The sequence below is a fragment of the Paraburkholderia silvatlantica genome (genome assembly GCF_003096715.1).
Taxonomy (GTDB): Bacteria; Pseudomonadota; Gammaproteobacteria; order Burkholderiales; family Burkholderiaceae; genus Paraburkholderia; species Paraburkholderia silvatlantica.
In genome coordinates, this window is sequence record NZ_QEOL01000023.1 from 100219 (window position 1) to 123810 (window position 23592).

Genomic DNA, 23592 nt, shown 5'->3' on the forward strand with positions numbered 1-23592 from the left:
TCGACGCTCGAACATGAGGTGGTGCGATGCTGCAAATTCTCGAAGGTGCCTCGGTCATTGCGGCCGTGAGCCTGTATCTGATTCCGTCCATTGAAGCCGACGCGCGCGGGCACAAGGATGCGTTTGCGATCACGATCGTCAATATCCTGCTCGGCTGGACGATCGTTGGCTGGTTCGCAGCGCGCGCCTGGGCGCACAGCGGCAGCGTCGAGCGTCGTCTGCCGCGCGCGGCGAAGCGGGTGCTTCGCTCGGCCGGGCGCGTGACGACGCAGAAGCTCGTGCAGCATGCGAAGTTGCGTACGGCGATGGAGTCCCGCAAGACGGCGGCGCAGCGCGGCGCGAAGGTCCTGTGTTCATGAACGCGTCGAAACGGTCTGGCGGCCTCATGAAGTTGCCGGGCATCCCCCACTCGTTGTCCGGGGCGTTCGTTTCACTTGCCGCCGCCTGCACGGTGCTGGCCGGGTGCGCGTCGGCTGGCAATGTCACCGCGGCGGACCGGCAGGATACGTTCGTTGTTTCGGCCTCCGCATCCGGCGGACGCCTCGCCTGGGCGCGCGCTCACAAGCGCGCCGTATCCGCGGCATCGGACTATTGCGAGAGCCGCGGCATGCAGGCGAGCCTCGGCATCGAACAAATGGACGGTATCGAGGCGCTTCAGCAGCAAGGTTCCACGATCCGCTTCGAGTGCCATCCGAAGCTTTGAGGCGCTCGCCTTCAGCGAATCACCAATGTCTCCCTGCGCGGCCCATACCATTTCGTGACTTCGGAATGGGCGGTCAGCCGGGAGGACTTCAGGATAGGGCTCGTGACGCGATACAGGCGGTCCGGGTCGGGCCCGTACAGGTAGAGATAGCCGTCGTTGCCGTCGATGTGGATTTCGGTTTCGCCGAGTTCGCCAGCGTTCGCGCGCTTGATGGCGCTGGCCAGCCGCTGTTCGAGCGCATGAATTTGTGGGCGGTCTTTCGGGTAGTAATCGAAATGGACCATCATGGCCGGCCCCGGCGGCTTCTGCGCGGGTTGCGCTACGGCGCTGCCCGCGGCGAGTGTGATGCATAACAACGTGGCGCGTGTTTTTCGGTTCTTCGGCATGGGTGAATGGTGTGCGCGAGACAAGCTGCGATGTTCGCACATTGAAGGCGTGGCATGGGGCGGGCGCTCGCGGTGAAACGATTTTCCATATCAAGGATGCGATTCCCGATCGGAGCCATTCACTGTCAATGTGCCAAGCAACTCTGGCACACACTGTTTCATGATCTCGGTGACTGTGCGCACGCGCATCGGAGTCGGCCGATGTGCTCGAACCAGCAGATGCAGATCCTGGGATGGAACGCAGTGTTGTGACAGCAGTGGCACGAGTTCTCCGCTGGCGATCGCGTCGACACATGCGAAGGCTTCGACCACTCCGATCCCGAGTCCATCCTTGATCATCTGATACATTGCGTTCCAGTGATTCGTCGTAATGGTGGTACGGATAGCGACGTTATCGCGCTTTGCGGACTCGTCGACGAGCGGCAGGTGACCGGTGGCGAACATCGACCTGATGCGGATGAATGCATGCTCGACGAGGTCCGAGGGCTCCGCTATCGGTGCATGCTGCGCGAGATATTCCGACGAAGCAACAAGAAGACGTTTGACCTGGCCGAGGTGGTACGCGTGAAACGTACCCTCATCCACCGGGCCTTGACGAAACGAGATGTCGATTCCCTCGGCGAAGAGGTCGACGATCCTGTCATTCAGCGCGAGGTCGATGTCCAACTGCGGGTATGCCTCGCGCACGAACCCCAACGCGGAGGGCAGGAGCACTTCGCCAAGGCAATGCGGCGCCCCGATGCGAATGGTTCCCCTGAGGGTATGTCCATCGCTTCGCACCTCGGCAACGGCCTGTTCAGCGGCGGCAAGGATTTTCCTGCTGCGCGCATAGAATATTTCACCTTCCGGCGTGCACTTGAAGGTGCGCGCGTTGCGTAGCAGGAGGCGGCAACCGAGGTATTTTTCGAGCCGTTCGATCCGCTCGCTGGCTGCCGGCTGGCCGATATTGGCGTCTCTTGCCGCACCGGAGATGCTTCCACGTTCGACTGCGAGGGTGTAAATGCGCATGGCCTCCAGCAAATTCACAGGCGGCCTCCGCAAGCCGGTCGATTGTTGATGTATTGCATGTTCGAGTTATCGAGGCGTAGGCAAACGCGGGCAGCGGCTTGAAATGGTCAACTGGATGAAAGAAAGCCGGAAAGACGACGCGTAGCAAGAGCGTGAGCGTGACTTTTGGATGGAAATAAACGTTCGCGGCGCCACGGATTAAAAATATCGGCTTAATTACCTCAGGGCGCCGCTTCGATCCGAACGATTTAGCTGGCGTTCGGACGAGGCTCGTTTTCACTGCGCTTTTTGCGTCCCTTGCCAGTCACGGTTCCCCCCGAAGGCGCGGTTGTCCCGGCGTCTGTTCTGGCGTCCGCGCCATTGCCTTTCGCCGATTCGGCTGTGGCGGAGGACTGCACCTTGTTGAATTTCACTTCCTCATTTTTCTTGTCATAGTCGATTTCCACGCTATCGCCGGATTTGAGCGCGTCGCCGAGTATTTCCTTCGCAAGGCGGGTTTCCACTTCCTGGCGGATTTGCCGTTTCAGCTCGCGAGCGCCGAACTCCGGTTGATAACCGACTTCGACCAGATGGTCGACCAGCGACTCGCCTACCTTCAGCGTGATGTCCTGCGCGGCCGCAGTCCGAACGACACGATCGAGCTGAATCTGTACGATCGCGCGGATATTTTCCTTTGATAGGGAGTGGAACACGATGATATCGTCGATGCGGTTGAGAAACTCTGGCCGGAAGTGACTCTTGAGTACCTTCATTAACTCGTCGCGCACTGCGTTTTCGCTCTTGCGCTTCGCCTCTGGCTGTTCGAGGTTCTCCATGATGATCGAAGCGCCAAGATTGCTCGTGGCGATGATGATCGTATTGCTGAAATCGACGACGCGGCCCTTGCCATCGGTGAGACGCCCGTCGTCGAACACCTGCAGGAGCACGTTGTAGACGTCCGGGTGCGCTTTCTCGATCTCGTCGAGGAGGATCACGCTGTACGGGCGCCGCCGCACGCGCTCGGTGAGCTGTCCGCCTTCGTCATAACCCACGTATCCCGGCGGCGCGCCGATCAGCCGCGCGACGGCATGGCGCTCCATATACTCGCTCATGTCGATCCGGATGATCGCCTGTTCGTCTCCAAAGACGCTTTCCGCAAGCGCCTTCGCGAGTTCGGTTTTTCCAACACCCGTCGGTCCGAGGAACAGGAAATTCGCAATGGGCCGGTGCTCCTGGCCGAGGCCTGCGCGCGACAAACGCACGGCATCGCTCACGGCGATAACGGCATCGTCCTGGCCAACCACGCGCTCCCTCAGCTTGTCCTCCATCTTTAGCAGCTTTTGGCGCTCTTCCTGCGTGAGCTCGGCAACAGGAATGCCGGTCAGGCGCGAGACGACCTCTGCGACGGAAGCCACTGTCACTTCCAGCGTTTCCGTGCCGGTCTTGCGTTGCCATGCCTCCATCTTCTCATCGAGCTGCTTCTGCTTCTCGTTGATGCGTTCCTCAAAAGCCTTCGCTTCGTCGTAACGCTTGCGCGAGGATGCGTAGTCCTGCTCACGCTTGAGCTGGGCAACTTCCGCCTCCAGCTCCTGGATGTCGGCTGGCCGCGACGTAGCGCCGATGCGCACGCGCGCGGCAGCCTGGTCGATCAGGTCGATGGCCTTATCCGGAAGAAAACGCGAGGTGATATAGCGGTCGGCGAATTCTGCAGCGGCGACGAATGCATCATCGGAAAACGTTACCTGATGGTGCGCTTCGAGTTTGTCGCGCAGGCCGCGCAGGATAACGATGGTTTGCTCGACGCTTGGCTCGGGAACGAGCACGGGCTGGAAACGACGCTCCAGCGCCGCATCTTTTTCGATGTACTTCTGATACTCGTTCAGTGTCGTCGCGCCGATAAGACTCAGCTCGCCGCGCGCGAGTGCGGGTTTTAGCACATTCGCTATGTCGAGTCCGCCCTCGCCGCCACCTTGCCCGGCGCCAACGATCGTATGCAGTTCGTCGATGAACAAGATGAGTTCATCCTGCCTGGCCGTCACCTCGTCGATCAACTGCTTTGCGCGTTCCTCGAATTCACCGCGATACTTCGCGCCGGCGACCATCGAATTGATATTGACTTCGACCAGGCGTTTGCCGCGCAACACCTCAGGGACATCACCGTTGACCACGCGCTGCGCGAGTCCTTCAACAATCGCGGTCTTGCCCACACCCGGTTCGCCGATGAGCACAGGGTTGTTCTTCTTGCGGCGCGCCAGTACCTCAATCGTGCTTTCGATTTCCTGCGCACGGCCGAGCACCGGGTCGAGCTTGCCTTGGCGCGCGAGCGCAGTGAGGTCCCGGCCGAACTTGTCGAGGTTCGGCGTACCCGTGGGCGTTTCGACGCGCCCGTCTTCCGCGCCCTTGCCGACAACCTTTACCACTTTCTGGCGCAGTGCCTCGGGCGTCACGCCATACTTCTTTAGCAGCGTGCCAGCCAGGCTTTCCGGCACGGCGGCGAGGCCAACTAGCAGATGCTCTGGACCAACGTACGAATGGCCGAGATCGCGAGACGCCTGGAATGCGAACTGAAAAGCCTTTTTCAGCCGCGGCGATACGGTCATTCTCTCGAGCGATTCGTCGTCGCTGGCCGTGCCGTGCTTTGCGTGCTCGTCGATATAGCCCTTGATATCCTGAGGCGAGAGCTTCAACTCTTTGAGTAGTGCTGCACATACGTCGGTATCCGCAAGCACGTAGAGCAGATGCTCGGTGTCGAGCTCGGTGCGGTGCAATTCGTGAGCCTTCTCGGCGGCGCGTTGCAGCAGCTCCATGGTTTGCTCGCCGAACGCATCAGTGGCGTCGACAGACTCCCGAGGCACGCTTGCACTCATTGCGGATTCGTCGCCGAAATCCCCGAGCAAACCCGGGAGGCCGCCTCCACCGCCGAGCAGCGAATCGAATGGGTTGAGCATGCTTTGATGGCGCATCAACTGTCGATAGTGATAGTCGCAGATCGACAGCGACTTGCGTTCGCCGTTTTCGGTCACAACGGCTCGCGCGACAGCGGGACGAGCGTGGCAAATATCACAGAGTGTAGGCATGATCGAAGCACCTCTAACCGTTTGGGTTGTGCTGTGCGCAAGCACCGCAGACATTAGACGAGAGCGCGATGGAAGCCAAAAAGGGACAATTTGACGACTGAATTCTATGGTTGGATTCAGCGGATGTGAACCTCTGACCATCCGATACTTTATATCGGGGAGTGGCGGATCGATCTTATGGTGTGTGCGATATCGCGGCGCGCAATTGTTGCTCAACACGGTGTTGGGAGACGATAATGCGATCGTCGATATCCGCCGCGGATAAAATCGTTTTTTCTATCGGGTTCAATAATGAACATGAATAACGATGCCAGTGTGCGTGTTGAAGAACGCAAAAAGACCGGGCCGCACCTGACCACGCATGAGCACGTGGGGCTCAACGGCAAGATTGCTGTGGCTATCACCAATGTCGTCGGCACCATGTGGTGTGCCTACGTTTTTGCAGCCATTGCGCTTGTGAGCTTACCGTCGGCTATTCAAGGTGGTGTTTCAACTCTCGTTGCGTGGATCGCACAGACGTTTTTGCAGCTCGTCTTGCTTTCCGTAATCATGGTCGGCCAGAAGGTGGCGGCCGCGTCATCCGATAAACAGGCGCTGCAAACCTATAAAGACGCCGAAACGCTCCTGAAGTTGCAGGACGAAATGCGCAGGCTCATTGAAGTCAACAATGCGCTGACGGAGGCAATCCATCGCGCCGTGCTGGAAAGGCAAGGCTCGACGACCGGACAGGGCTCCGCGGCGGGGGATTCACGGCCATCAACCTGAATGTTAATGGAGACAGTGGATGGCTCGAACCGACGGTGTGACTTGCTTCGGGTTTCAGATAACGACGCAATCCCGAGACAATGAGCGGGGCGGCTGGATCGCGCACGTGGAGATCCGTCACGATGGCCGTTTGTTTGCGACCTGTAGCCCGGACACCGTGCAGCCGGAATGGCTGCGGAGGCAGAGGCCAATCGTGATGGTCTGGAGCGAGGCTGCAAGTTCATCGGCCGTGTCAGGAATGACCTTCAGGATCGCTCGTGGGTTGCTGTTCGCGAGCACGCTGAGCGCTGGTTCTTCAGACTTGAATGCACGCAGGAAGCTGAGATCGGTGCTCCGATATTGGCTATTGGGACAACGCCTCGGAGAGGTAACTCCTGAGCGTGTCGACAATTTTTCGAACCCTCAGGGGAATTGGACGTTGCGGCTGGATAAGCAGACTCAGCGCGAGCGCAGGCACTTCATGCTGCGGGAGTACCCGCACCAGGTCGCCCGTTTCGAGAGCGTCCTTTACGGCGGGTGTTTCGAGCACACCGAGCCCGAGTCCCGCCAGAACCATTTCATACATCGGTCGCCAGTGCGTAGTCTTGATGATCGTCCGAATCGGAACGCTGTCGATGAGTGCGCCATCTCGCGAGAGGGGTAGCAGGTCCGCGTCGAAGGAACCTTTCACGCGAATCAGATTGTGTCTTGCGAGGTCCGCCAGATTGTCGATTGCCTCGTGCCGTTTCAGATAATCCGGCGCCGCTACGAGCACGCGTCCGATCTCCCCCAGCGGCCAGGCGATGTACGCACCGTCGCCTAACTGTCCGAGACGAAACGAGATGTCGACGCCCTCGGTCACAAGATCGGTGACCTTGTCATTGAGCACGAGTTCGATGTCGATGCGCGGATAGCTTTCACGGATCCGCTTCACCCCCTCCGGCAGAAGTGTTTCACCGAAACAGTGCGGCGCAGCAATGCGGATCGAGCCCTTCACGGCCTGTTCGTCATTCGAAACTTCGGCCACGGCTTGCTCCACGGCGCCCAGAACAGCTTTGCTGCGCTCGTGGAAGATGATTCCCTCAGGTGTGCATTTGAAGGCGCGTGCGTTGCGCTGCAGCAGGCGACATCCGAGGTACTTCTCGAGCCGCTCGATGCGCTCACTCACGGCCGGCTGCCCGATGTCCAGATCTCTTGCCGCGCCCGAGATGCTGCCTCTTTCGACTACTCTCACGTATATCCGCATGGCCTCCAAAAGGTTCACATTACGTTCCTTGCCGTGGCCAGCGATATTCGCGGTGCGTCCTTCAGTAAGTGGCGTTGACATACGATTCCTCTCATTTCTATCACTCCGATTCTTGCGTCGCGTCTCGAAGAGGCGACGTGGCGATGGAACAAGAGTAAGAGGGCTGACTCATGCGCGGAGCGCACAAATCGCGCTCACTGAGTAGAGTACAGTTTTGCTGGGGCAAGAACTGCGGGAGAATATAGATAACAGTTGGCGCTCAGGCGAGAGCCGAACTGTTATGGAAGCCAGGCCGGGCACAAAACGACGCGGGAAATCAGTCGGGCGCGAGCGGCAGCTCAAGTAAGCTGATAGGGGCGAGCGGGCGCAACGGGGTCGGGAACGGGGCATCCACATAGCTCGAGAACGGAGCGTTCAATATTGCGCGACATTGCGTCGAGTGCGAGCGCGTTGGGTGCTACGCTGAACGGATCGGCGACTTCACTCGCGATCGCTTCGAGCGCGATCAGCGTATAGGCAATGAAAACGCACAGCAGCGGTGTAAAGAACTCCGTGGAATCGACAAGCCCAAAAGGCAGCAAAACGCAATAGGCATAGACGGTACGATGCAGCAGCACATTATAGGCAAACGGAATCGGCGTCGAGGCGATACGCTCGCAGCCGCCCAATGCCTTGCCCAGCTCGTCGAGTTGTGTGTCCAGCATCCACAGCTTCGTATCGGATGTATGAACACGCTGCTTCGGGATCGAGAGTTCGCGTCGTATTTCGTTGAGAACGGACATCGGTCTATATATCTGGCTGCATACCATCTCGGCCTGCTCGCGGCCAACAAGACGCTGAAGGTCTTTCGTGGGATCGGTGCCACGCAACTCGTGCTTGAGGGCGTAAACGAATGCGATTATCTGCTGTGCAATGCGCAAGGTATCCGCGCGCTCCGGAATGTAGCAAAGCATCTGCGAAGTCAGCGTGCGCGAAGCGATCAGCAAATTGCCCCAGAGATGCCGCGCTTCGTTGAATCGCTCATAACTGGCGTTGTTTCGAAATGCGAGGAAGATTGCCAGTGCGACGCCGAACAGGGTGAAGGGCGCGGTGTTGAGCGGAATCTTTTCGCCAAACACTCGCCCGTGCGTGAAGACCGCGAGCGTACTCACAACTGCCATGAAGCACAGTTGGGGAATGATTGATGACAGAACCGATCCGTTCCAGACGAACAACAGCCGGAACCAGTTTTCCCGCGGCCGGACGATCATGATGGCCTTTTATTATCTGGAGTATTGAAGTACTGTCGCCAGCTCGTAAAGCGTGCGTGTTCAGTTCGTGTTTTCTCGCTGCGCTTCAGTGATAGCCGTGGTCTCCTTCGCGTACCTTGCCCCGGAACACGCGATATTGCATGGCGTTGTAGACGATAATGACCGGCAGCACGATGACCGTGCCGACGAGAGCGAACAGCTGGCTCGAACGGCTGGACGACGCGTCCCAGATCGTGAGCGACGGTGGCACGATGTATGGCCAGATGCTGATGATCAGTCCGGTATAGCCGAGAAAGCAGATTGCGAGCGAGAGCAGGAAGGGCATCGCTTCGTGGCTGCGGTTCAGCGAGCGGTAGATACCCAGCGTGCACAGCACCACGAGAATCGGCACTGGCAGGAACCAGCCGAGATTGCCGCTGAAGAACCAGCGCTGTCGCACGGCGGGCAGGCCTAACACGGTCCACAGGCTAACGATGGCGATCGCCAGAAGCAGCACAGCAAGGAGCGGACGCATGATCTGGCGCATCTTGCGCTGCAGTTCGCCGTCGGTCTTCAGAATCAGCCAGCCGCAACCGAGCGTCGCATACGTGAGCAATACGCCGAAACCGCAGAACACGCTAAACGGCGAGAACCAGTCGAAGGGGTCGCCCGCGAACTTGTCGTCGACAATCTTGATGCCCTGCAAGAGCGATCCGAGCGTGATGCCCTGGCACATTGCGGCGAGCGCCGAGCCGCCAATGAACGCGAGATCCCAGGCATGTTGCGTACGCGTGGCCTTCGCGCGCAACTCGAAGGCCGCGCCGCGAAAAATCAGGCCGACTACCATGAGAATAAGCGGCATGTAGTTGGCGGGCAGCAGCGTCGAGTAGACCACGGGAAAGGCGCCATAAAGACCGGCGCCGCCCAGCACGAGAAATGTTTCGTTCCCGTCCCACACCGGTGCGACGGTATTGAGCATCACCTCGCGTTCGGCTTTTTCTTCGAAGAACGGAAACAGCAGGCCGATGCCCAGATCGAAGCCGTCGAGCATCACGTAGATAAAAACGCCGAGTCCGATGATGGCGGCCCAGATCACGGGAAGATCGATTTGCATGGCCTCAGTCCCCCACGACGGCGTCGAGCGCACGATTGTGCAATCCGGGATACTTGAGCGATTCGACACTTTCGACGCCCATCGCCGGACCTTTTTTCATCATCTTGAGCATGTAATAGACGCCTGTTCCAAAGACGAGAAAATAGACAATCACGAAGATGAGCAACGAAACGCCAGCCTGTTGTGCTCCGATGGGTGACACCGAGTCGACGGTACGTACGATGCCGTACACGGTCCACGGTTGCCTGCCCACCTCGGTCGTGATCCAGCCTGCCAGGAGTGCCAGAATGCCCGATGGCCCCATGCAGAATACGAACCACTGAAACCAGCGTGCTTCATAAAGCCGGCCGCCGCGCCGAAGCAGGAGTCCGATCACGGCGGTCAACAACATCAGCATGCCAAGGCCGGCCATGATCCGGAACGTCCAGAACACAATTGGCGAGAATGGGCGATCCCCAGGTGGAAACTCCTTGAGTCCGCGAATTTCGCCGTTCCAGCTATGTGTGAGAATCAGGCTGCCGAGATGCGGTACCCTGATCGCGTAACGTGTCACTTCCGCATTCATGTCGGGAAAGCCGACCAGATTGAGCGCGGTGCCGCCACGCTCGGTTTCCCAGAGTCCTTCAATGGCGGCGATTTTCGCCGGCTGGTACTCGCGCGTATTGAGACCGTGCGCATCACCGACCAGAATCTGGATGGGCGCGAGAACGAGCAGTATCCACAACGCCATCGAAAAGCTGCGTTTTACCGGCACGTCGCGCCGACCGTGGAGCAAATGCCACGCGCCGCAGGCGGCCACGATAAAGGCGGCGACGATAAAGGCCGCGATGGTCATGTGTGCGAGACGGAACGGGAACGAGGGATTGAAGATCACCTTGAACCAGTCCACGGGTACGATGCGGCCGTTCTGGATCGCGTAACCCTGCGGTGTTTGCATGAAGCTGTTCGACGAGAGAATCCAGAATGTCGAGATGAGCGTGCCGACCGCGACCATGAGCGTGGCGAAGAAGTGGGCTTTCGGGCTCACGCGAGTCCAGCCGAACAGCATGACGCCGAGAAAACCCGCCTCGAGGAAGAACGCAGTCAGGACTTCATAAGTCAGCAGCGGACCCGTGATATTGCCTGCAATCGTCGAGAATCCGCTCCAGTTGGTGCCGAACTCGTACGCCATGACGACGCCCGAGACCACGCCCATGCCGAATCCCACCGCGAAGATTTTCGACCAGAAGCGGTACATGTCCTTGTAGGCCGCATCGCCCGTGAGCAGAAGACGCCATTCGAGTACGGCGAGAAAGCTCGCCATGCCGATGCTGATCGCCGGAAACACGATATGAAACGAGACGGTAAATGCGAACTGCAGCCTGGCCAGATGAAATGCGTCGAAGATGTCCATGATTCTTTTGCGCTCCTGGGTGACGACTGCATTTGCACACCAGAGACATGCCGGCCGGGAAGGCGGGGCGCGCCCGGCCGGACTACCGAAATTGCATACGACCAGGCCCTATGTCCCCGCTGCGCGCACCACGCGCACGGGCACGGACTTGTATGAGGGTGTGCCACTCTCCTTGTCGATATAGTCGAGCGGAACAAGCACGTTGGCTTCCGGGTAATAAGCCGCTACGGAACCGCGTGCGATGCTGTACACGATTGCGGTGATGTTTTTCAGGCGCAGCGTACGGCCTGACACGACCGTTTCAATATCGACAAGATCGCCGTGCTCGATACCATACGCGGCCATGTCGTCCGCGTTCATGAAGAGCACGTCGCGCCGGCCAAACACGCCGCGGTAGCGGTCATCCATCGCGTAAATTGTCGTGTTGTACTGGTCGTGGCTGCGAATCGTGATGAGCCGCAGCACGTTCTCTGCGCCCAACACGTCGGCGTCTTCCTTCACGCCCCCATAGACGGAGAATTCGGCCTTGCCCGATGGCGTGTGCCATTGGCGCTCGGTTGGCGGAAGCGGCAAACGGAATCCGCCCGGAACACGAATGCGCCGGTTGAAGTCCTCGAAGCCGGGTACGGTCTGCTCGATCAGATCGCGAATCTTGTCGTAGTCGGCGACGAGCTCCATCCACGACACTTTTGTATCGGGCAGCGTGGCGCGCGCGATGCCTGCAACGATAGCGGGTTCGGAGCGCAGCTGGTCTGAAGCGGGCGTGAGCTTGCCGGCCGATGCATGAACCATGGACATCGAATCCTCCACCGTGATGGATTGGCGTCCGCTGCTCTGCATGTCGAGTTCCGTGCGGCCGAGGCACGGAAAAAGATACGTTTCCTTTGAAACGAGCAGATGCGTACGATTGAGCTTCGTGCCGATGTGGACGCTCAAGTCGAGCGCAGCCATCGCGGGAAACGACTGCCCGGAGTCGGGAAGCGCAACCGCGAAATTGCCTCCCAGGCAGAGCAGCGCCTTGGCGTTGCCGTCGATCATCGCTTGCATGGCTTGCACCGCATCGTGACCGTGTGCGTCCGGCGGCGTGAATCCGCAGGCATTTTCGATGAGCTTGAGGAACGCCTTCGACGGCTTCTCGGTGATGCCAACGGTGCGATTGCCCTGAACGTTCGAATGCCCGCGCAACGGACAAATGCCGGCGCCGGGCTTGCCGAAATTTCCACGCAGCAACAGCAGATCGGCGATCAGGCGCACGTTGGCCGTGCCTTTATTGTGCTGGGTGACGCCCATGCCGTACGTGACGATCGTTGCATTCGATTTCGCGTAGGCGATCGCCACATGCTCGAGGTCGGGGCGCGTGAGGCCGCTGGCTTTCTCGATGTCTTCCCATGACGTCGCTTCGAGATCCGCGGCGAAAGCGTCGAAGCCTTCGGTATGCTGCGCGATGAATGCGTTGTCGAGTACGCCGCCTTGCTCCGCCTCCATTTGCAGCAACGCTTTCATGACGCCCTTGAGCGCGGCCGCGTCGCCACCTGCGTCCAGCTGGAAGTAGGTGGAGGCGATACGGGTCGAACCGAACGTCGCCATTTCAATCATGCTCTGCGGATCGGCAAAGCGTTCGAGCGCTCGCTCGCGCAATGGATTGAAGACGATGATGGGCACGTTGCGTCGCGAAGCTTCGTGCAATGTGCCCATCATGCGCGGATGATTCGTGCCCGGGTTGTGGCCAATGGAAATAATCAGCTCAGTCGAATCGAAATCTTCGAGCGAGACGGTGCCTTTCCCGATACCGATCGATTGCGGCAGACCGACACTGGTCGGCTCGTGGCACATGTTCGAGCAATCGGGGAAATTGTTCGTTCCGTACTCGCGCGCGAAAAGTTGATACAAAAACGCAGCTTCGTTGGATGCGCGCCCCGAGGTGTAGAACTCGACCTGATCCGGTGAGAGCGAGCGCAGGATTTCGCCGATGCGCGCAAACGCGTCCTCCCAATCGACGGCGCGAAACTTGTCGCTGGCGCGGTCGTATACGAGCGGATGCGTGAGCCGTCCCAAATCTTCGAGCTCATAGTCCGTCTTCTGCAGGAGCGAGGCGACCGTGTTTGCCGCGAAGAATTCCGGTGTCACACGCTTCGTTGTGGCTTCCCAGGTCACGGCCTTCGCACCGTTCTCGCAGAACTGGAAGGTGGAACGATGCTCCTTGTCAGGCCACGCGCAGCCGGGGCAATCGAAACCGTCGGGTTGATTGGTCCGCATCAACGTAATGGGCGCCTCGATGCTTTCCATTTGATCGTGAATCGCCTGCGCGGTGGCTTTGAGCGCGCCCCATCCGCCGGCGGGGCCGGTGTAGGGATGGACGCCGGGCACATCACGTAGTTTCGTCATGGGAAACTCCATTGGGTTTTCTACGCGTGCAACGCAAGGCCGGAGCAACGCTGCACCGGGACTGCACGGGTCTGAGGACTTCTGTCTGGCGTGTCACGGTTGATTCTAGGCAATCGCGAATGCTGAACAAGAATTAAATTTTCAAGTTCGAATTTTTATTTTTTCGTTATGTATATCAGAATATGTCGATCTCCGATTTTAAGTATGCGCATTCCCGTAAAGGCCATTGAGACGAAGAGCGAATTGAGGTGGTTCGAAAATTCTGCCCCTCATTCTAGGGATGCGGCGCGTTGCCGTGAACTATCGGCGATCCGATATTAGCTATCGGTTACTCATCCTTCATGCGGCAGCGGCGAATCCGCCGGCAACCTGGGGTACAGTTTCGCGCGCCGCAGTACACTGCATCAACTGTGCTGTGAGCGGTAACCGGGGGGAAGACAATGAAACTTTATGAAAAGCTCGCGGACGACATCGAGACGCTGATTCGTAAGGGTGTCTACCGCCCAGGCGACCGCGTGCCGTCCGTGCGACAGGCCAGCCAGCAACACCGCATCAGCATTACCACCGTCATTCGGGCGTATTTGCTGCTGGAAAGCCGCGGGGTGCTGGAGAGCCGCCCGCAGTCCGGCTATTTCGTGAGCGTGCGCGTGGGTGCAGGCAACGTGCGGTCGGAAGAACTGCGCACGAGCCGGCCGATCGCCGTCTCGGCAACGGTGGACGTGAGTCGCCTCGTGCTGTCTACCTTGCGCTCCATTGGCACCGACGACGCCGTGCCACTCGGTTCGCCGTATCCCGACCCCCAGTTTTTTCCTTACGAAAAGCTCAACCGCTATGCAGCGGCCGCGGGCCGCAGAAAGGCGCTGTGGGGCGTGACCAACGCGTTGCCGCCGGGCACCCCGGAACTGGTTCGCCAGATTGCCCGGCGCTACCTCGAGAACGGCATGGCCGTGGACCCCAACGAGATCATCGTGACAGTGGGTGCGACGGAGGCGATCAATCTGTGTTTGCAGGCAGTCGCCAAACCGGGCGACGTGATCGCCGTGGAGTCGCCCACGTTCTACGCGATGCTGCACGCTATCGAGCGCTCGGGCATGAAGGCGATCGAAGTCGCGACGCATCCCGAGTACGGTATCGAAGTCGAAGCGCTTGCGAAGATCATCGAATCAGGGCCGATTGCCGCTTGCATGGTGATGCCGAATTTTCAGAATCCACTCGGATTTCAGATGCCCGATGAGCGCAAGCGCGAACTCGTTGACCTGCTCGCGAAGGCCGGGATTCCGGTAATCGAAAACGGCGTTTATAACGAACTGTATTTCGGCGATTCGCATCCCACCACGCTCAAATCGTATGACCAGAAAGGCATGGTGCTGCACTGCGGTTCGTTTTCGAAGAGTCTGACCGCGGCGTATCGCATCGGCTGGGCGTTGCCGGGACGCTATCGCGACGAGGTGGAAAAGCTGAAGTTTCTGAACACGCTGACGACTTCGGTGATTCCTCAACTGGCCATTGCCGAATACCTCGAGCGCGATGGCTACGAGCATCACTTGAGGCGTATTCGCAAGAATTACGCACAACAGGCCAATTTGATGAAGTCGATGGTCACGCGGTTTTTTCCGGCAGGCACGCGCACGTCGACTCCGATGGGCGGGTACGTGCTATGGATCGAGTTGCCGGAGAAGGCGGATTCGATGAAGCTCTACCAACTCGCTCTGGCGCGCGGTATCACGATTGGGCCCGGTTATATGTTTTCCGTGTCGGACAACTATCGCAACTTCATACGGCTCAACTACAGTACGCCATGGTCGCCGGAAATCGAGCAAGCGGTCATCACGGTCGGCAGGCTTGCGGCGTCGTGCGCGCGCCAGGAGAGAGGGGGGCGCCTCTAATGGACCGGCAATCAAGGCCGTAGCATCTCTCACTTCTTCATCATGGCCATCACGAGAAAGTGGAAGGGCAGCGTGAGCAGAACGGTCGCACCGAATCCGACGCACCAGAGAACGGCGATCCACTTCAGGTCGTTTAGAAAACGATGCCGCCGGTTCCTTGGCTCGCGCGTCACGATTGACTCCCGTTGATCGTCAAAGCGTTCATTATGGCACCGGCACACGCGCGTTCAATATGCATTTCCCCATCAAACGGGCGATTCCAGGTATCGGAAGATACGGGGGACGATTTTATTGCAGACCTGGCATAGACTGTGCTCACCACGACGAGACGGATGCGAATGACGTGCGAAGTGAAGCGTCTACTGCATTCATCGATCGGGACGCGTTGAGAATCGTCGGGTGGATTGCGATCGCGAGGTAGCTCATGGTCATCGACTTCACGTTTTCAATGAAGGTCTTCTCGTCGCTCTTTGCGATCATGAATCCGATCGCGAACATCCCCGTTTTCATTTCGTTGACCGAGGGACTATCCGATGGAAAGAAGCGGGCTGTTGCAGCCACAACCTTTATCGGCGTGACGATTGGCTGTGTCATTTCCGTCACGCTCGGCGAGGCGATTCTCAACGTCTTTGGGGTCAGCATCGATGATTTTCGTCTCGCGGGAGGGTTGCACCGTACCTCGGGCGCTTTCTGTCCGCCAGGGTGACGGCGATCACGAAGCGTCTGATGGGTATGATACTTGCCGCCATCGCGGTGGAAATGATGGCCGCGAGTTTGACGGCGATATTCAAAGGTCTGCTCCACCAGGCCCTGGCTCGCCGTGTCGCTTCACGTACTCCACAACGTGAAGGCGAAATACCCGGGATCACCCTGCAATGCTGCCTAAAAATTTTCGGGCCGGTGCAAAGAACGTCACGCCAGTTACGGCCTTCGAGAAGTCCAGAATCCGGTCGTGGAGCGGCGGCGGATCGCCGATGAACATGCGCTCGAGCATTTTCTCTATCACCCACAGATGGCGTGAATAGCCGATGAAATAGGTGCCGTACTCGCCACGCCCCGGGGCGGCGAATGGCATGTTGTCGCGCAGGATGTCGTGCTCTCCATCCGCGTCTTCGATCGTGCAGAGCGTCTTATGCGACTTCTGGCCCGCCGTCGCGTCCGGCAATTCAACGTTGTCGAATTTTCTTCGACCTATGATGGCTTCTTGCGTTTGCAAGCTTTGCGAGCGCCAGGCGGCCATATCATGCAGATATTTCTGGGTCACGACGTAGCTGCCGCCAGCGTAATCCGGGTCCTCCTCTGCGACTATCGTCGCGGCGGCCAGATCGAGGCCATCGGGATTCGCGGTGCCATCGACGAATTCCAGCAGATCGCGTCCGTCGAAATAGCGGAATCCCGCCACGTCGTCGATGACGTCGACCGCGGTGCCAAAGGCCTCAAGGAGAATTCTTTCAAATTCGATAATGACATCCATCGATGCCGCGCGGATGTGATAAAGGAGATCCCCCGCAGTCGCGACTGCAGTGTGTGTCGTGCCACGCACTTCCTGGAACGGTTTGAGTTCCTTCGGCAGCGGCTTTCCGGTAAGCGGCCTCCATGCGCGATGCGAGATCCCCACGTTACAGATGAAGAGACCGCCCTTGGCTCGAATCCGCACGTCCTTGACAAGATCATCGGTGCTTGCGACGACCGATTGGGCGACGGCAATGGAAGACGCGTCGTCCTTGACCACGAGCACAAGGAAAGCAGCGGCTGCCGAGATGGGAGTATCGATCGATTGCGGTTCGATCGCCTGCGCGTGATGGGCGGATGAGATCGGCGAAGTCGGCAAGTTCAAGGGCCTCTCCTGTGGCGAGGTGAGCAGGGTTGAAAAGCACGGTGCGTATCCTTCCAGCACTTTCACGATAGCACCGAAGCGGTTTATTCATTTCCGGCCTGGATACCTCTTTTCCGATGTTATGAATTGGAAGATGTGCCGTATTGGATTGAGCGCCTCGAGGCGCGTGCTACGCGTTCACAACAGCGGCAGCGTGAGCCGGATGTGCTCGGCAAAGGCCGCCGTGAGGAGCGAGGGCCGCTTGCGCCCGAACTTTATCGTGATCCCGACGGCGGGCAGGGGCGGCAGCGCGGGGTCGCCATTGAGAATGGCCAGATCCTGCGGAACGGCCGTTTGCGTCATGACGGCGAACGCCTGGCCCGAACGCACGAGCGCGGTGAGCCCGGCGAGGCTGCTGCTCGCATACGCGACGCGATAGGCCCTGCCCGTGCGCTCCAATGCTTCGCAGGCCGCGATGTGATCGAGCGTATCGGGATCGGAGAGCGCGAGCGGCAGCGGATCGAAATGAGCGGCGTCGAGTTCGGGCGAGCCGATCCAGACCAGTTGCTCGCGTCGGATGATTTCGTCGTCCGTGCCGCGGGCGGTCAAAGGCAGCGACACCATGGCGAGGTCGACCGCGCGCTTGTCGAGTTGTTCGACAAGGCGCGGCGTGGGCACGCATACGACTTCCACGAGCGCATGGGGATGCTGGCTCGAAAACTGCCGCAGCAAAGAGGGGAGGAACACGGCCGCATAGTCGTCCGGGCAGCCGAAGCGGATGGTTCCCGACAGGCCCGTGCCGCACAGGTCGGCCATCGCTTCGTCGTGCAGGCGCAAAATGCGCTGGGCGTGGACCAGCAGGCGCTCGCCAGGGTGGGTCAGCGCAACACCGCGGCCGGTGCGCTGAAACAGCGGCTGATCGACGATCTCCTCGAGCCGCTTGATCTGCTGGCTCAGCGCCGACTGGGTGCGGCCCACGCGTTCGGCCGCACGGCTGAGCGAGCGCACCTCGGCAATGACCGCGAACGAACGCAGCAGATCGATTTCCAGCGGACGGCTCACGATATTAGTCTCTCTTCTAGCTTGCATAAGAACTATTCGATTCTATAAAACCAGAGCGCCGGCTAGACTGCAAGGAAAATCCGCCACCCGAAAAGGAGAAGCCCGTGTCCAGGAACGACGACGAACAGTTTTGGCGCAACGCGCGGCAGCACCTGATCCGCTATGGCGGCACGTTCGAGCCGATGATCATCGAGCGCGCCCAGGGCAGCTTCGTCTATGACGCCGACGACCGCCCGATTCTCGACTTCACCTCGGGGCAGATGAGCGCCGTGCTGGGCCATAGCCACCCCGAAATCGTCTCGGTCATCAACGAATACGCGGGCAAGCTGGACCACCTGTTTAGCGGCATGCTCTCGCGGCCCGTGGTCGAGCTGGCAACGCGTCTGGCCGATGTCACGCCCGCCGGGCTCGACCGGGCGCTGTTGTTGAGCACCGGCGCGGAGTCGAACGAGGCTGCCATCCGCATGGCGAAGCTCGTCACGGGCAAATTCGAAATCGTGGGCTTTGCGCAGTCGTGGCACGGCATGACGGGCGGCGCGGCTTCGGCAACCTATAGCGCAGGGCGCAAGGGCGTGGGTCCTGCAGCGGTGGGCTCGTATGCGATTCCCGCGCCGTTCACGTACCGGCCGCGCTTCGAGCGCAACGGGCAATATGATTACCTCGCGGAACTAGACTACGCATTCGATCTCATCGACCGCCAGTCCAGCGGCAATCTCGCGGCCTTCATCGCGGAGCCGATCCTGAGTTCGGGCGGCATCATCGAACTGCCGCCCGGCTATATGGCGGCGCTCAAGCGCAAATGCGAAGAGCGCAGCATGCTGCTGATTCTCGACGAGGCGCAAACGGGCGTTGGGCGTACTGGGATGATGTTCGCGTGCGAGCACGACGGCGTGACGCCCGACATTCTCACGCTCTCCAAGACGCTGGGCGCGGGCTTGCCGCTCGCGGCCGTGGTGACGTCCGCGCAGATCGAGGAAGCGGCGCACGAACGCGGCTTCCTGTTCTACACGACACATGTGTCCGATCCGCTTCCCGCCGCGGTCGGCCTGCGCGTGCTGGACGTGGTGCAACGCGACGGACTCGTTGCGCGCGCGAACATCATGGGCGATCGATTGAGGCGCGGGCTGCTGGACCTGATGGAGCGCTTCGAATGCATCGGCGACATTCGGGGGCGCGGCCTGCTGCTGGGTCTGGAGGTCGTCAAGGACCGCAGCACGAAGGAGCCCGCCGACGGGCTCGGCGCGAAGATCACGCGCGAATGCATGAAGCTCGGACTCAGTATGAACATCGTGCAGTTGCCGGGCATGGGCGGCGTGTTCCGCATCGCGCCGCCGCTGACCGTGAGCGAGCAGGAGATCGATCTCGGCGTGCAACTGCTGGGGCAGGCGATCGAGCGTTCGCTCTGAGGACCCGGGTCGTCTCGGCTATGTCTTGCCGCGCGACCCGACCGGGCCCACCTGAGGCCGCGCGAGTGCACGCGCGGCGAGCGGCGTGGACATGACGATGGACGTGCGCGTTTCGCCGTAAAGGTTGATCCGCTGGATCAGGCGCTCCAGATCGGCCACGCTCGTTGCGACGAGGCGAATGACGTAAGAGTCCGCGCCCGTGACGTGATGGCATTCGAGCACTTCGGCAATCGTGCTGAGCAACTTGATAAACCTCGCCTTCGCGGACTGGGGCACCGTAATGCCGATCAGGGCCGAGATCGGATAGCCGGCGGCGGCCGGGTTCACGCGCGCCGTGTAGCCTTCGATCACGCCGGCTTCTTCGAGACGTTTCACGCGTTCCGTGACCGCCGGCACGGAGAGATGCACCTGTCTCGCAAGCTCGGTGTAGGTCATGCGGCCGTTGTCTTGCAGCAGCGCCAGTACTTTCCAGTCCAGATCGTCCATCATGGCGAAATGTTTAAGGTGAAATGCCGATTTTCCCTTAAATCCCGACTTCTGCGGACAATGTGCGCGGTCTACGATAGTCCCCTATGGAACACACACTGCAGGGAGAGGGGACATGCTGTTCGTCAAAGCCGTGGCGATGGGGTTTTGCATCGCCGCACCGGTCGGGGCCATCGGCATGCTGTGCATCCAGCGCAGCATGAGCCGAGGTTTTTGCGCGGGCCTTGCGACGGGCATTGGCGCTGCCTGCGCGGACGCGTTTTATGGCTTGCTCGGCGTGCTCGGCGTGGCGGGCATCGTGACGGCGCTGCCAATGCTGACGGTGGTGTTGAAGGCAGCGGGCGGGGCATTTCTGATGTGGATGGCGTGGACCATCGCGCGCGAGTCGCCGCGCGCGCCGGCCGCCGTGCAGGAGAACTTGCGCACCACTGTCACGCGTGACTTCCTCACGACCTTTGCACTGACGCTCTCGAACCCACTGACCATTTTTTCGTTCATCGCCGCTTTTGCGGCGCTCGGGCCCCTGCCGGCCATGCCGGGCGAACAGGGCGCGCCGGGATGGCTTTCGGTGGCGCCGATGGTGACCATGGTGACGGGCGTGTTCGCGGGTTCGGCCGTGTGGTGGTTGTTCCTGAGCGGCGTGACCTCCGCGTTGCGTACCAGGCTGCCACTCGCGCTCACGCGCGGCATCTCCATTTTTTCCGCCGTAGCGATTGCCGCATTTGGCGTCGTTCAGATGGTGACCGGTCTTGCGCGACTCGCTTAATACGTCGTTTCGAAACGTTCGAGGGCTTGCGCCACTTCCTCGATGTAGGCGTCGGTCATCGCGCAGTCCGCAAGCGCCTGTCTGAGCTGGAACACATATTCCGCGTTGCTGCCGAGCGGCCCATGCGCCTGGGCAATTGCGCGCGCGACAGTCGCTGGGCTCGAATCAGCCTCGTATTGTCGCGGGCAGGTGCTCGCCACGAACGCGAGCGCGTGCCGCGTCTCTCCCGTAGTGAGCGTGACGGCGGTCCAGGCCGGCGTATAAGCGCCCGTCAGCATCTCGCGGGTCCAGAGAATGTGAAGCTCTTCGTCGAGCGTGGCGGCATCGAGCCGCAGCACCACGCCTTGCGTATGGCCGCCGCGCTCCAGCGCGAGCATGCGCCCGGGGCGCTGCGGCGTGCCGCGCCCGCCGAACAGGCGAATGCAAAAGCTCCGGCGCCAGCCATGCAGCGTGGCGCTCGCGCGCCGGTCGAAGTGTGAGAGCGGATTCCACATGAGCGAACCGTAGCCGAACACCCAGACTTCCTCGCCGGCGGGGCGCTTCGCCATCGTTTCGGCGAGCGACTGGGCGATCTGGGCTTGCGTCCAGAGAATTTCAGGGGGGAGATGGCTGAAACTCTCGAGAAACGCACCGGAGCGAATGGCGTCTCTGTTTAGCATGGCGTTGACGGGCGGTAGGGCTACGTCACGAAGTATGCGGTCGGCGAGGGCGTGGATAAAGTGGCTGGAACGCGATGCTGCGTTCAACTGGGGACGACAATCGGGTTGTACTTGCCCCGCAGAGAGGCCGCAGCCATCAATCGGTCAGCGGTGCGTAGCCGAGCTCGCGCTGGTGTCGAATCGAGAGCACGATTGCGCGCGTTTCTGAATGGGCATACAGGATCACGTGCGATCCCAGCACATATTCGCGGAAATCGGGAACATCAGCTTCGATCGCCAGACGCTTTAGCTTGTCGAGCCGCATCTGTCCCTCAATGGTCTGCGCCGCAAGGAACCCGGCGGGGCGGCCGAGTTGCGGATGAATCATCACGAGATCGCGGAAGCGAAAAATTTGCTCCCAAAGGTCATCCATTCGCTGCGGTGCTGACGACGAGTCCTGCTCCAACATGAATTCGCTGATCGTTTCGAGGCGCTCTTCGAACGTTTCTGCAAAATCGACCGGGATCATTTGTGCGACTCAGAACGACGTCGCATCGACTCCCGAATGTCCTCCAGGGACTTTGTACGTCCGGCGAGCGCGTCTTTTAGCCCCTTCTCAGCGTCTTCGATCATGATCAGCCGGCCGTACTCGGCTTCGAGGGCGTGATAGAAGTCGAGCTTTCTCGCATCGACGAGTGCAACAAAGGCTGCGCCATTCTTCGTCAGCACCTTTTCGGCACCGGCGACTACGTCGTCCGCCAGTTCGGTGAGCCGCGCGCGTGCTTCGCTAATCGGGACGACGTCTTGGGCGCGAATAGACATAAACCTCTCCTGTACAAAATTCGTTAACGAAAACATACACATGGGAGGGCGCATGGTCAAGTCCCGCTCCGTACTTCTCCCGCGGACCCGTCATCGCCGTTGCGAGCACGTCGAGGGAGATCAATTTGTGCCAGGCCCAGCGAGGATCACGCCACCTCAGGCGGCCGCTGCGGCCGCGGGCCAACGATATCGGACCTGTTGGCACTGGAGCCGCCCCGGAGTGGCGGGAATCATCAGGAGTCTTGATGACTACGCAAGCGGACGCACCCATGCCAGGCGCGGCCGCTTGAATCCAGCACTCAATGACCCAGACCGCTCGCCGCGATCTGCTGCTCGACATACTGCGCGAACAGCGTATGCGTGTGCGTGGTCGGGTGGAGGTCGTCGGCGAACATATAGGTCTGGTCGGCATTGGCCGAGACGTAGGTGGCTGGCGAGCAGAGCAGCGAGGTGTTATCCGGCGTTTTCGACGGGTCGCACGCCTGGGCCGTGTTGGACACGGTAAATCCGCTCGCCTGGAAGTTCGCAACGAGTTGCGTGATCCAGGTGTAGGAATCGACTTCGGTTACCTTGCCTTGCAGGCCGTTCGCCTGCAACGCGCCGTTCAATGCCGAATTGAAGAGCTGCGAGAGCTGGGTCAGGTTCGCGCCGCCGTCGGGCGAGGTGATGCCCTTGGGCGAGAGACCGACGTTCGGCACGTTGATCACCACGACGTGTGTGGCACCCGCCTGCACGATCTGCCCGACGATTTGTGCGAGCGTCGTGGCGGCGGTTTGCACGACCGTGTTGGCACCAGGCGGGTTGCCGGCGCGCAGCACGTCGTTCGCGCCGGCCCAGACCAGCACGAGCTGGCCGGAGTTGAAGCTGCCGTGCGCGGAGAGATAGCTCGAAACCTGCTGATTGACCGGCATTTCGATGTTGCCGATCACGTCCGAGAGGAAGTCGTACTGGTTGGCCGGCGTGGCGACCGTGGCGCCGCCCTCTGCGTAGCCGAAGCCGCCTCGCGCGCTCAGCTTGTGATCGAGACCGACCGTGTACGCGGCGTTCAGGGTGTCCCCATAATACTGCGCGACATCCTGGGACCAGACCTGACCGGGGTTGGTCGTGAACCGGCCGCCGTCCACGGCGCTCGCAAGCGGCGCATAGGTCCCGACGTCGGAAAGGCTGTCGCCGAACGAGACGACTTGCAGCTTGACGCCGCCCGCCGGCGTGCTTGTGCCGCTGCCCGAGCCGCCGCCGCCGCCGCTGCCGCTTCCGCCGCCGCCGCAAGCCGCAAGCAGGAAAAGCAGTCCAGCGGAAATTGCCACCCGAATCCGGGAATCGATCGTTGCCATTGTGCCCCCTTACCGCTTGACGCGATTGCACCCGCGACCGGATAGGGCGGGCTCAAGAGGGCTAGCAAAAAGAATGCGCACCGCCTACAAATAGCTGACAAGAATGACGGAC

At 60.3% G+C, this 23592-nt stretch carries 23 protein-coding genes and 1 pseudogene; 8 read left to right on the forward strand and 16 right to left on the reverse strand.

Annotated features, from left to right (window positions below; translation table 11 throughout):
• The first annotated feature begins 26 nt into the window (after positions 1-26).
• Both C7411_RS26865 and C7411_RS26870 read left to right on the forward strand, forming a co-directional pair.
• Complete coding sequence (locus C7411_RS26865; RefSeq protein ID WP_110387048.1) at positions 27-359, forward strand: superinfection immunity protein; 333 nt, start codon at positions 27-29, stop codon at positions 357-359.
• A gap of 26 nt (positions 360-385) precedes the next feature.
• Positions 386-703 carry a hypothetical protein gene (locus C7411_RS26870; protein WP_110387049.1) on the forward strand — a complete coding sequence of 106 codons (318 nt, stop codon included), beginning with the start codon at positions 386-388 and terminating at the stop codon, positions 701-703.
• An 11-nt stretch (positions 704-714) separates the two neighbouring features.
• Here C7411_RS26870 and C7411_RS26875 read toward each other — a convergent pair whose 3' ends face one another.
• The 3 genes from C7411_RS26875 to C7411_RS26885 all read right to left on the reverse strand — a co-directional run bounded on the left by C7411_RS26875 (position 715) and on the right by C7411_RS26885 (position 5153).
• Positions 715-990: a hypothetical protein gene (locus tag C7411_RS26875; RefSeq protein ID WP_110387104.1), complete on the reverse strand. Its 276-nt coding sequence runs from the start codon at positions 988-990 to the stop codon at positions 715-717.
• A 189-nt stretch (positions 991-1179) separates the two neighbouring features.
• The gene (locus C7411_RS26880) at positions 1180-2115 is read right to left on the reverse strand and encodes a LysR family transcriptional regulator (RefSeq protein ID WP_110387050.1); all 936 of its coding nucleotides are present in this window, start codon (positions 2113-2115) and stop codon (positions 1180-1182) included.
• 230 nt (positions 2116-2345) lie between these two features.
• Complete coding sequence (locus C7411_RS26885; RefSeq protein WP_110387051.1) at positions 2346-5153, reverse strand: ATP-dependent Clp protease ATP-binding subunit; 2808 nt, start codon at positions 5151-5153, stop codon at positions 2346-2348.
• A gap of 291 nt (positions 5154-5444) precedes the next feature.
• Here C7411_RS26885 and C7411_RS26890 point away from each other — a divergent pair, with 291 nt between their 5' ends.
• Together C7411_RS26890 and C7411_RS39020 are read left to right on the forward strand one after the other, a co-directional pair.
• On the forward strand, positions 5445-5918 hold the full coding sequence (locus C7411_RS26890; RefSeq protein ID WP_133253709.1) for a hypothetical protein: 474 nt from the start codon (positions 5445-5447) through the stop codon (positions 5916-5918).
• 19 nt (positions 5919-5937) lie between these two features.
• Positions 5938-6087: pseudogene (locus C7411_RS39020) on the forward strand (DUF6566 family protein); the annotation flags it as partial.
• A 174-nt stretch (positions 6088-6261) separates the two neighbouring features.
• Here the strand turns inward: C7411_RS39020 and C7411_RS26895 are convergent.
• From C7411_RS26895 to C7411_RS26915, 5 genes are all read right to left on the reverse strand, one after another.
• Positions 6262-7161: a LysR family transcriptional regulator gene (locus C7411_RS26895; protein ID WP_110387053.1), complete on the reverse strand. Its 900-nt coding sequence runs from the start codon at positions 7159-7161 to the stop codon at positions 6262-6264.
• 320 nt (positions 7162-7481) lie between these two features.
• Complete coding sequence (locus C7411_RS26900; protein WP_110387054.1) at positions 7482-8393, reverse strand: bestrophin family protein; 912 nt, start codon at positions 8391-8393, stop codon at positions 7482-7484.
• 85 nt (positions 8394-8478) lie between these two features.
• On the reverse strand, positions 8479-9486 hold the full coding sequence (cydB, locus tag C7411_RS26905; protein ID WP_110387055.1) for a cytochrome d ubiquinol oxidase subunit II: 1008 nt from the start codon (positions 9484-9486) through the stop codon (positions 8479-8481).
• A gap of 4 nt (positions 9487-9490) precedes the next feature.
• Positions 9491-10879: a cytochrome ubiquinol oxidase subunit I gene (locus tag C7411_RS26910; protein ID WP_110387056.1), complete on the reverse strand. Its 1389-nt coding sequence runs from the start codon at positions 10877-10879 to the stop codon at positions 9491-9493.
• A 108-nt stretch (positions 10880-10987) separates the two neighbouring features.
• On the reverse strand, positions 10988-13264 hold the full coding sequence (locus C7411_RS26915) for an FdhF/YdeP family oxidoreductase (RefSeq protein WP_110387057.1): 2277 nt from the start codon (positions 13262-13264) through the stop codon (positions 10988-10990).
• A 440-nt stretch (positions 13265-13704) separates the two neighbouring features.
• On the opposite strand from C7411_RS26915, the gene C7411_RS26920 reads away from it, so the two are divergent.
• Positions 13705-15150 (forward strand): aminotransferase-like domain-containing protein, encoded by a 1446-nt coding sequence (locus tag C7411_RS26920; protein WP_110387058.1) that lies wholly within the window; start codon positions 13705-13707, stop codon positions 15148-15150.
• Between the two features lie 29 nt (positions 15151-15179).
• Here the strand turns inward: C7411_RS26920 and C7411_RS37645 are convergent, their stop codons facing one another.
• Positions 15180-15323, reverse strand: a complete 144-nt coding sequence (locus tag C7411_RS37645; protein WP_165822899.1) for a hypothetical protein — start codon at positions 15321-15323, stop codon at positions 15180-15182.
• A gap of 251 nt (positions 15324-15574) precedes the next feature.
• Here C7411_RS37645 and C7411_RS38455 point away from each other — a divergent pair, with 251 nt between their 5' ends.
• Complete coding sequence (locus C7411_RS38455; protein WP_243413364.1) at positions 15575-15856, forward strand: MarC family protein; 282 nt, start codon at positions 15575-15577, stop codon at positions 15854-15856.
• Between the two features lie 159 nt (positions 15857-16015).
• Here C7411_RS38455 and C7411_RS26930 read toward each other — a convergent pair whose 3' ends face one another.
• Together C7411_RS26930 and C7411_RS26935 are read right to left on the reverse strand one after the other, a co-directional pair.
• The gene (locus C7411_RS26930) at positions 16016-16987 is read right to left on the reverse strand and encodes a Dyp-type peroxidase (RefSeq protein ID WP_110387059.1); all 972 of its coding nucleotides are present in this window, start codon (positions 16985-16987) and stop codon (positions 16016-16018) included.
• Between the two features lie 177 nt (positions 16988-17164).
• Complete coding sequence (locus tag C7411_RS26935; RefSeq protein ID WP_110387060.1) at positions 17165-18028, reverse strand: LysR family transcriptional regulator; 864 nt, start codon at positions 18026-18028, stop codon at positions 17165-17167.
• Positions 18029-18132: 104 nt separating this feature from the next.
• Between C7411_RS26935 and C7411_RS26940 the strand changes: the two genes are divergently transcribed.
• The gene (locus tag C7411_RS26940; RefSeq protein WP_110387061.1) at positions 18133-19434 is read left to right on the forward strand and encodes an aspartate aminotransferase family protein; all 1302 of its coding nucleotides are present in this window, start codon (positions 18133-18135) and stop codon (positions 19432-19434) included.
• Between the two features lie 18 nt (positions 19435-19452).
• Here the strand turns inward: C7411_RS26940 and C7411_RS26945 are convergent, their stop codons facing one another.
• Positions 19453-19920 (reverse strand): Lrp/AsnC family transcriptional regulator, encoded by a 468-nt coding sequence (locus C7411_RS26945; RefSeq protein ID WP_110387062.1) that lies wholly within the window; start codon positions 19918-19920, stop codon positions 19453-19455.
• Positions 19921-20035: 115 nt separating this feature from the next.
• Between C7411_RS26945 and C7411_RS26950 the strand changes: the two genes are divergently transcribed.
• Positions 20036-20686, forward strand: a complete 651-nt coding sequence (locus tag C7411_RS26950) for a LysE family translocator (protein WP_110387063.1) — start codon at positions 20036-20038, stop codon at positions 20684-20686.
• On the opposite strand, the gene C7411_RS26955 is transcribed toward C7411_RS26950, so the two are convergent.
• From C7411_RS26955 to C7411_RS26970, 4 genes are all read right to left on the reverse strand, one after another.
• Entirely contained in the window at positions 20683-21345 is a 663-nt protein-coding gene (locus tag C7411_RS26955; protein ID WP_110387064.1) for a gamma-glutamylcyclotransferase, read from the reverse strand. The genes C7411_RS26950 and C7411_RS26955 overlap by 4 nt on opposite strands.
• Before the next feature lie 136 nt (positions 21346-21481).
• Positions 21482-21853 carry a type II toxin-antitoxin system RelE/ParE family toxin gene (locus tag C7411_RS26960; RefSeq protein WP_110387065.1) on the reverse strand — a complete coding sequence of 124 codons (372 nt, stop codon included), beginning with the start codon at positions 21851-21853 and terminating at the stop codon, positions 21482-21484.
• Entirely contained in the window at positions 21850-22146 is a 297-nt protein-coding gene (locus C7411_RS26965) for a type II toxin-antitoxin system prevent-host-death family antitoxin (protein ID WP_110387105.1), read from the reverse strand. The genes C7411_RS26960 and C7411_RS26965 overlap by 4 nt, the downstream gene beginning before the upstream one ends.
• Before the next feature lie 299 nt (positions 22147-22445).
• Complete coding sequence (locus C7411_RS26970) at positions 22446-23480, reverse strand: SGNH/GDSL hydrolase family protein (protein ID WP_110387066.1); 1035 nt, start codon at positions 23478-23480, stop codon at positions 22446-22448.
• Between the last annotated feature and the right edge of the window lie 112 nt (positions 23481-23592).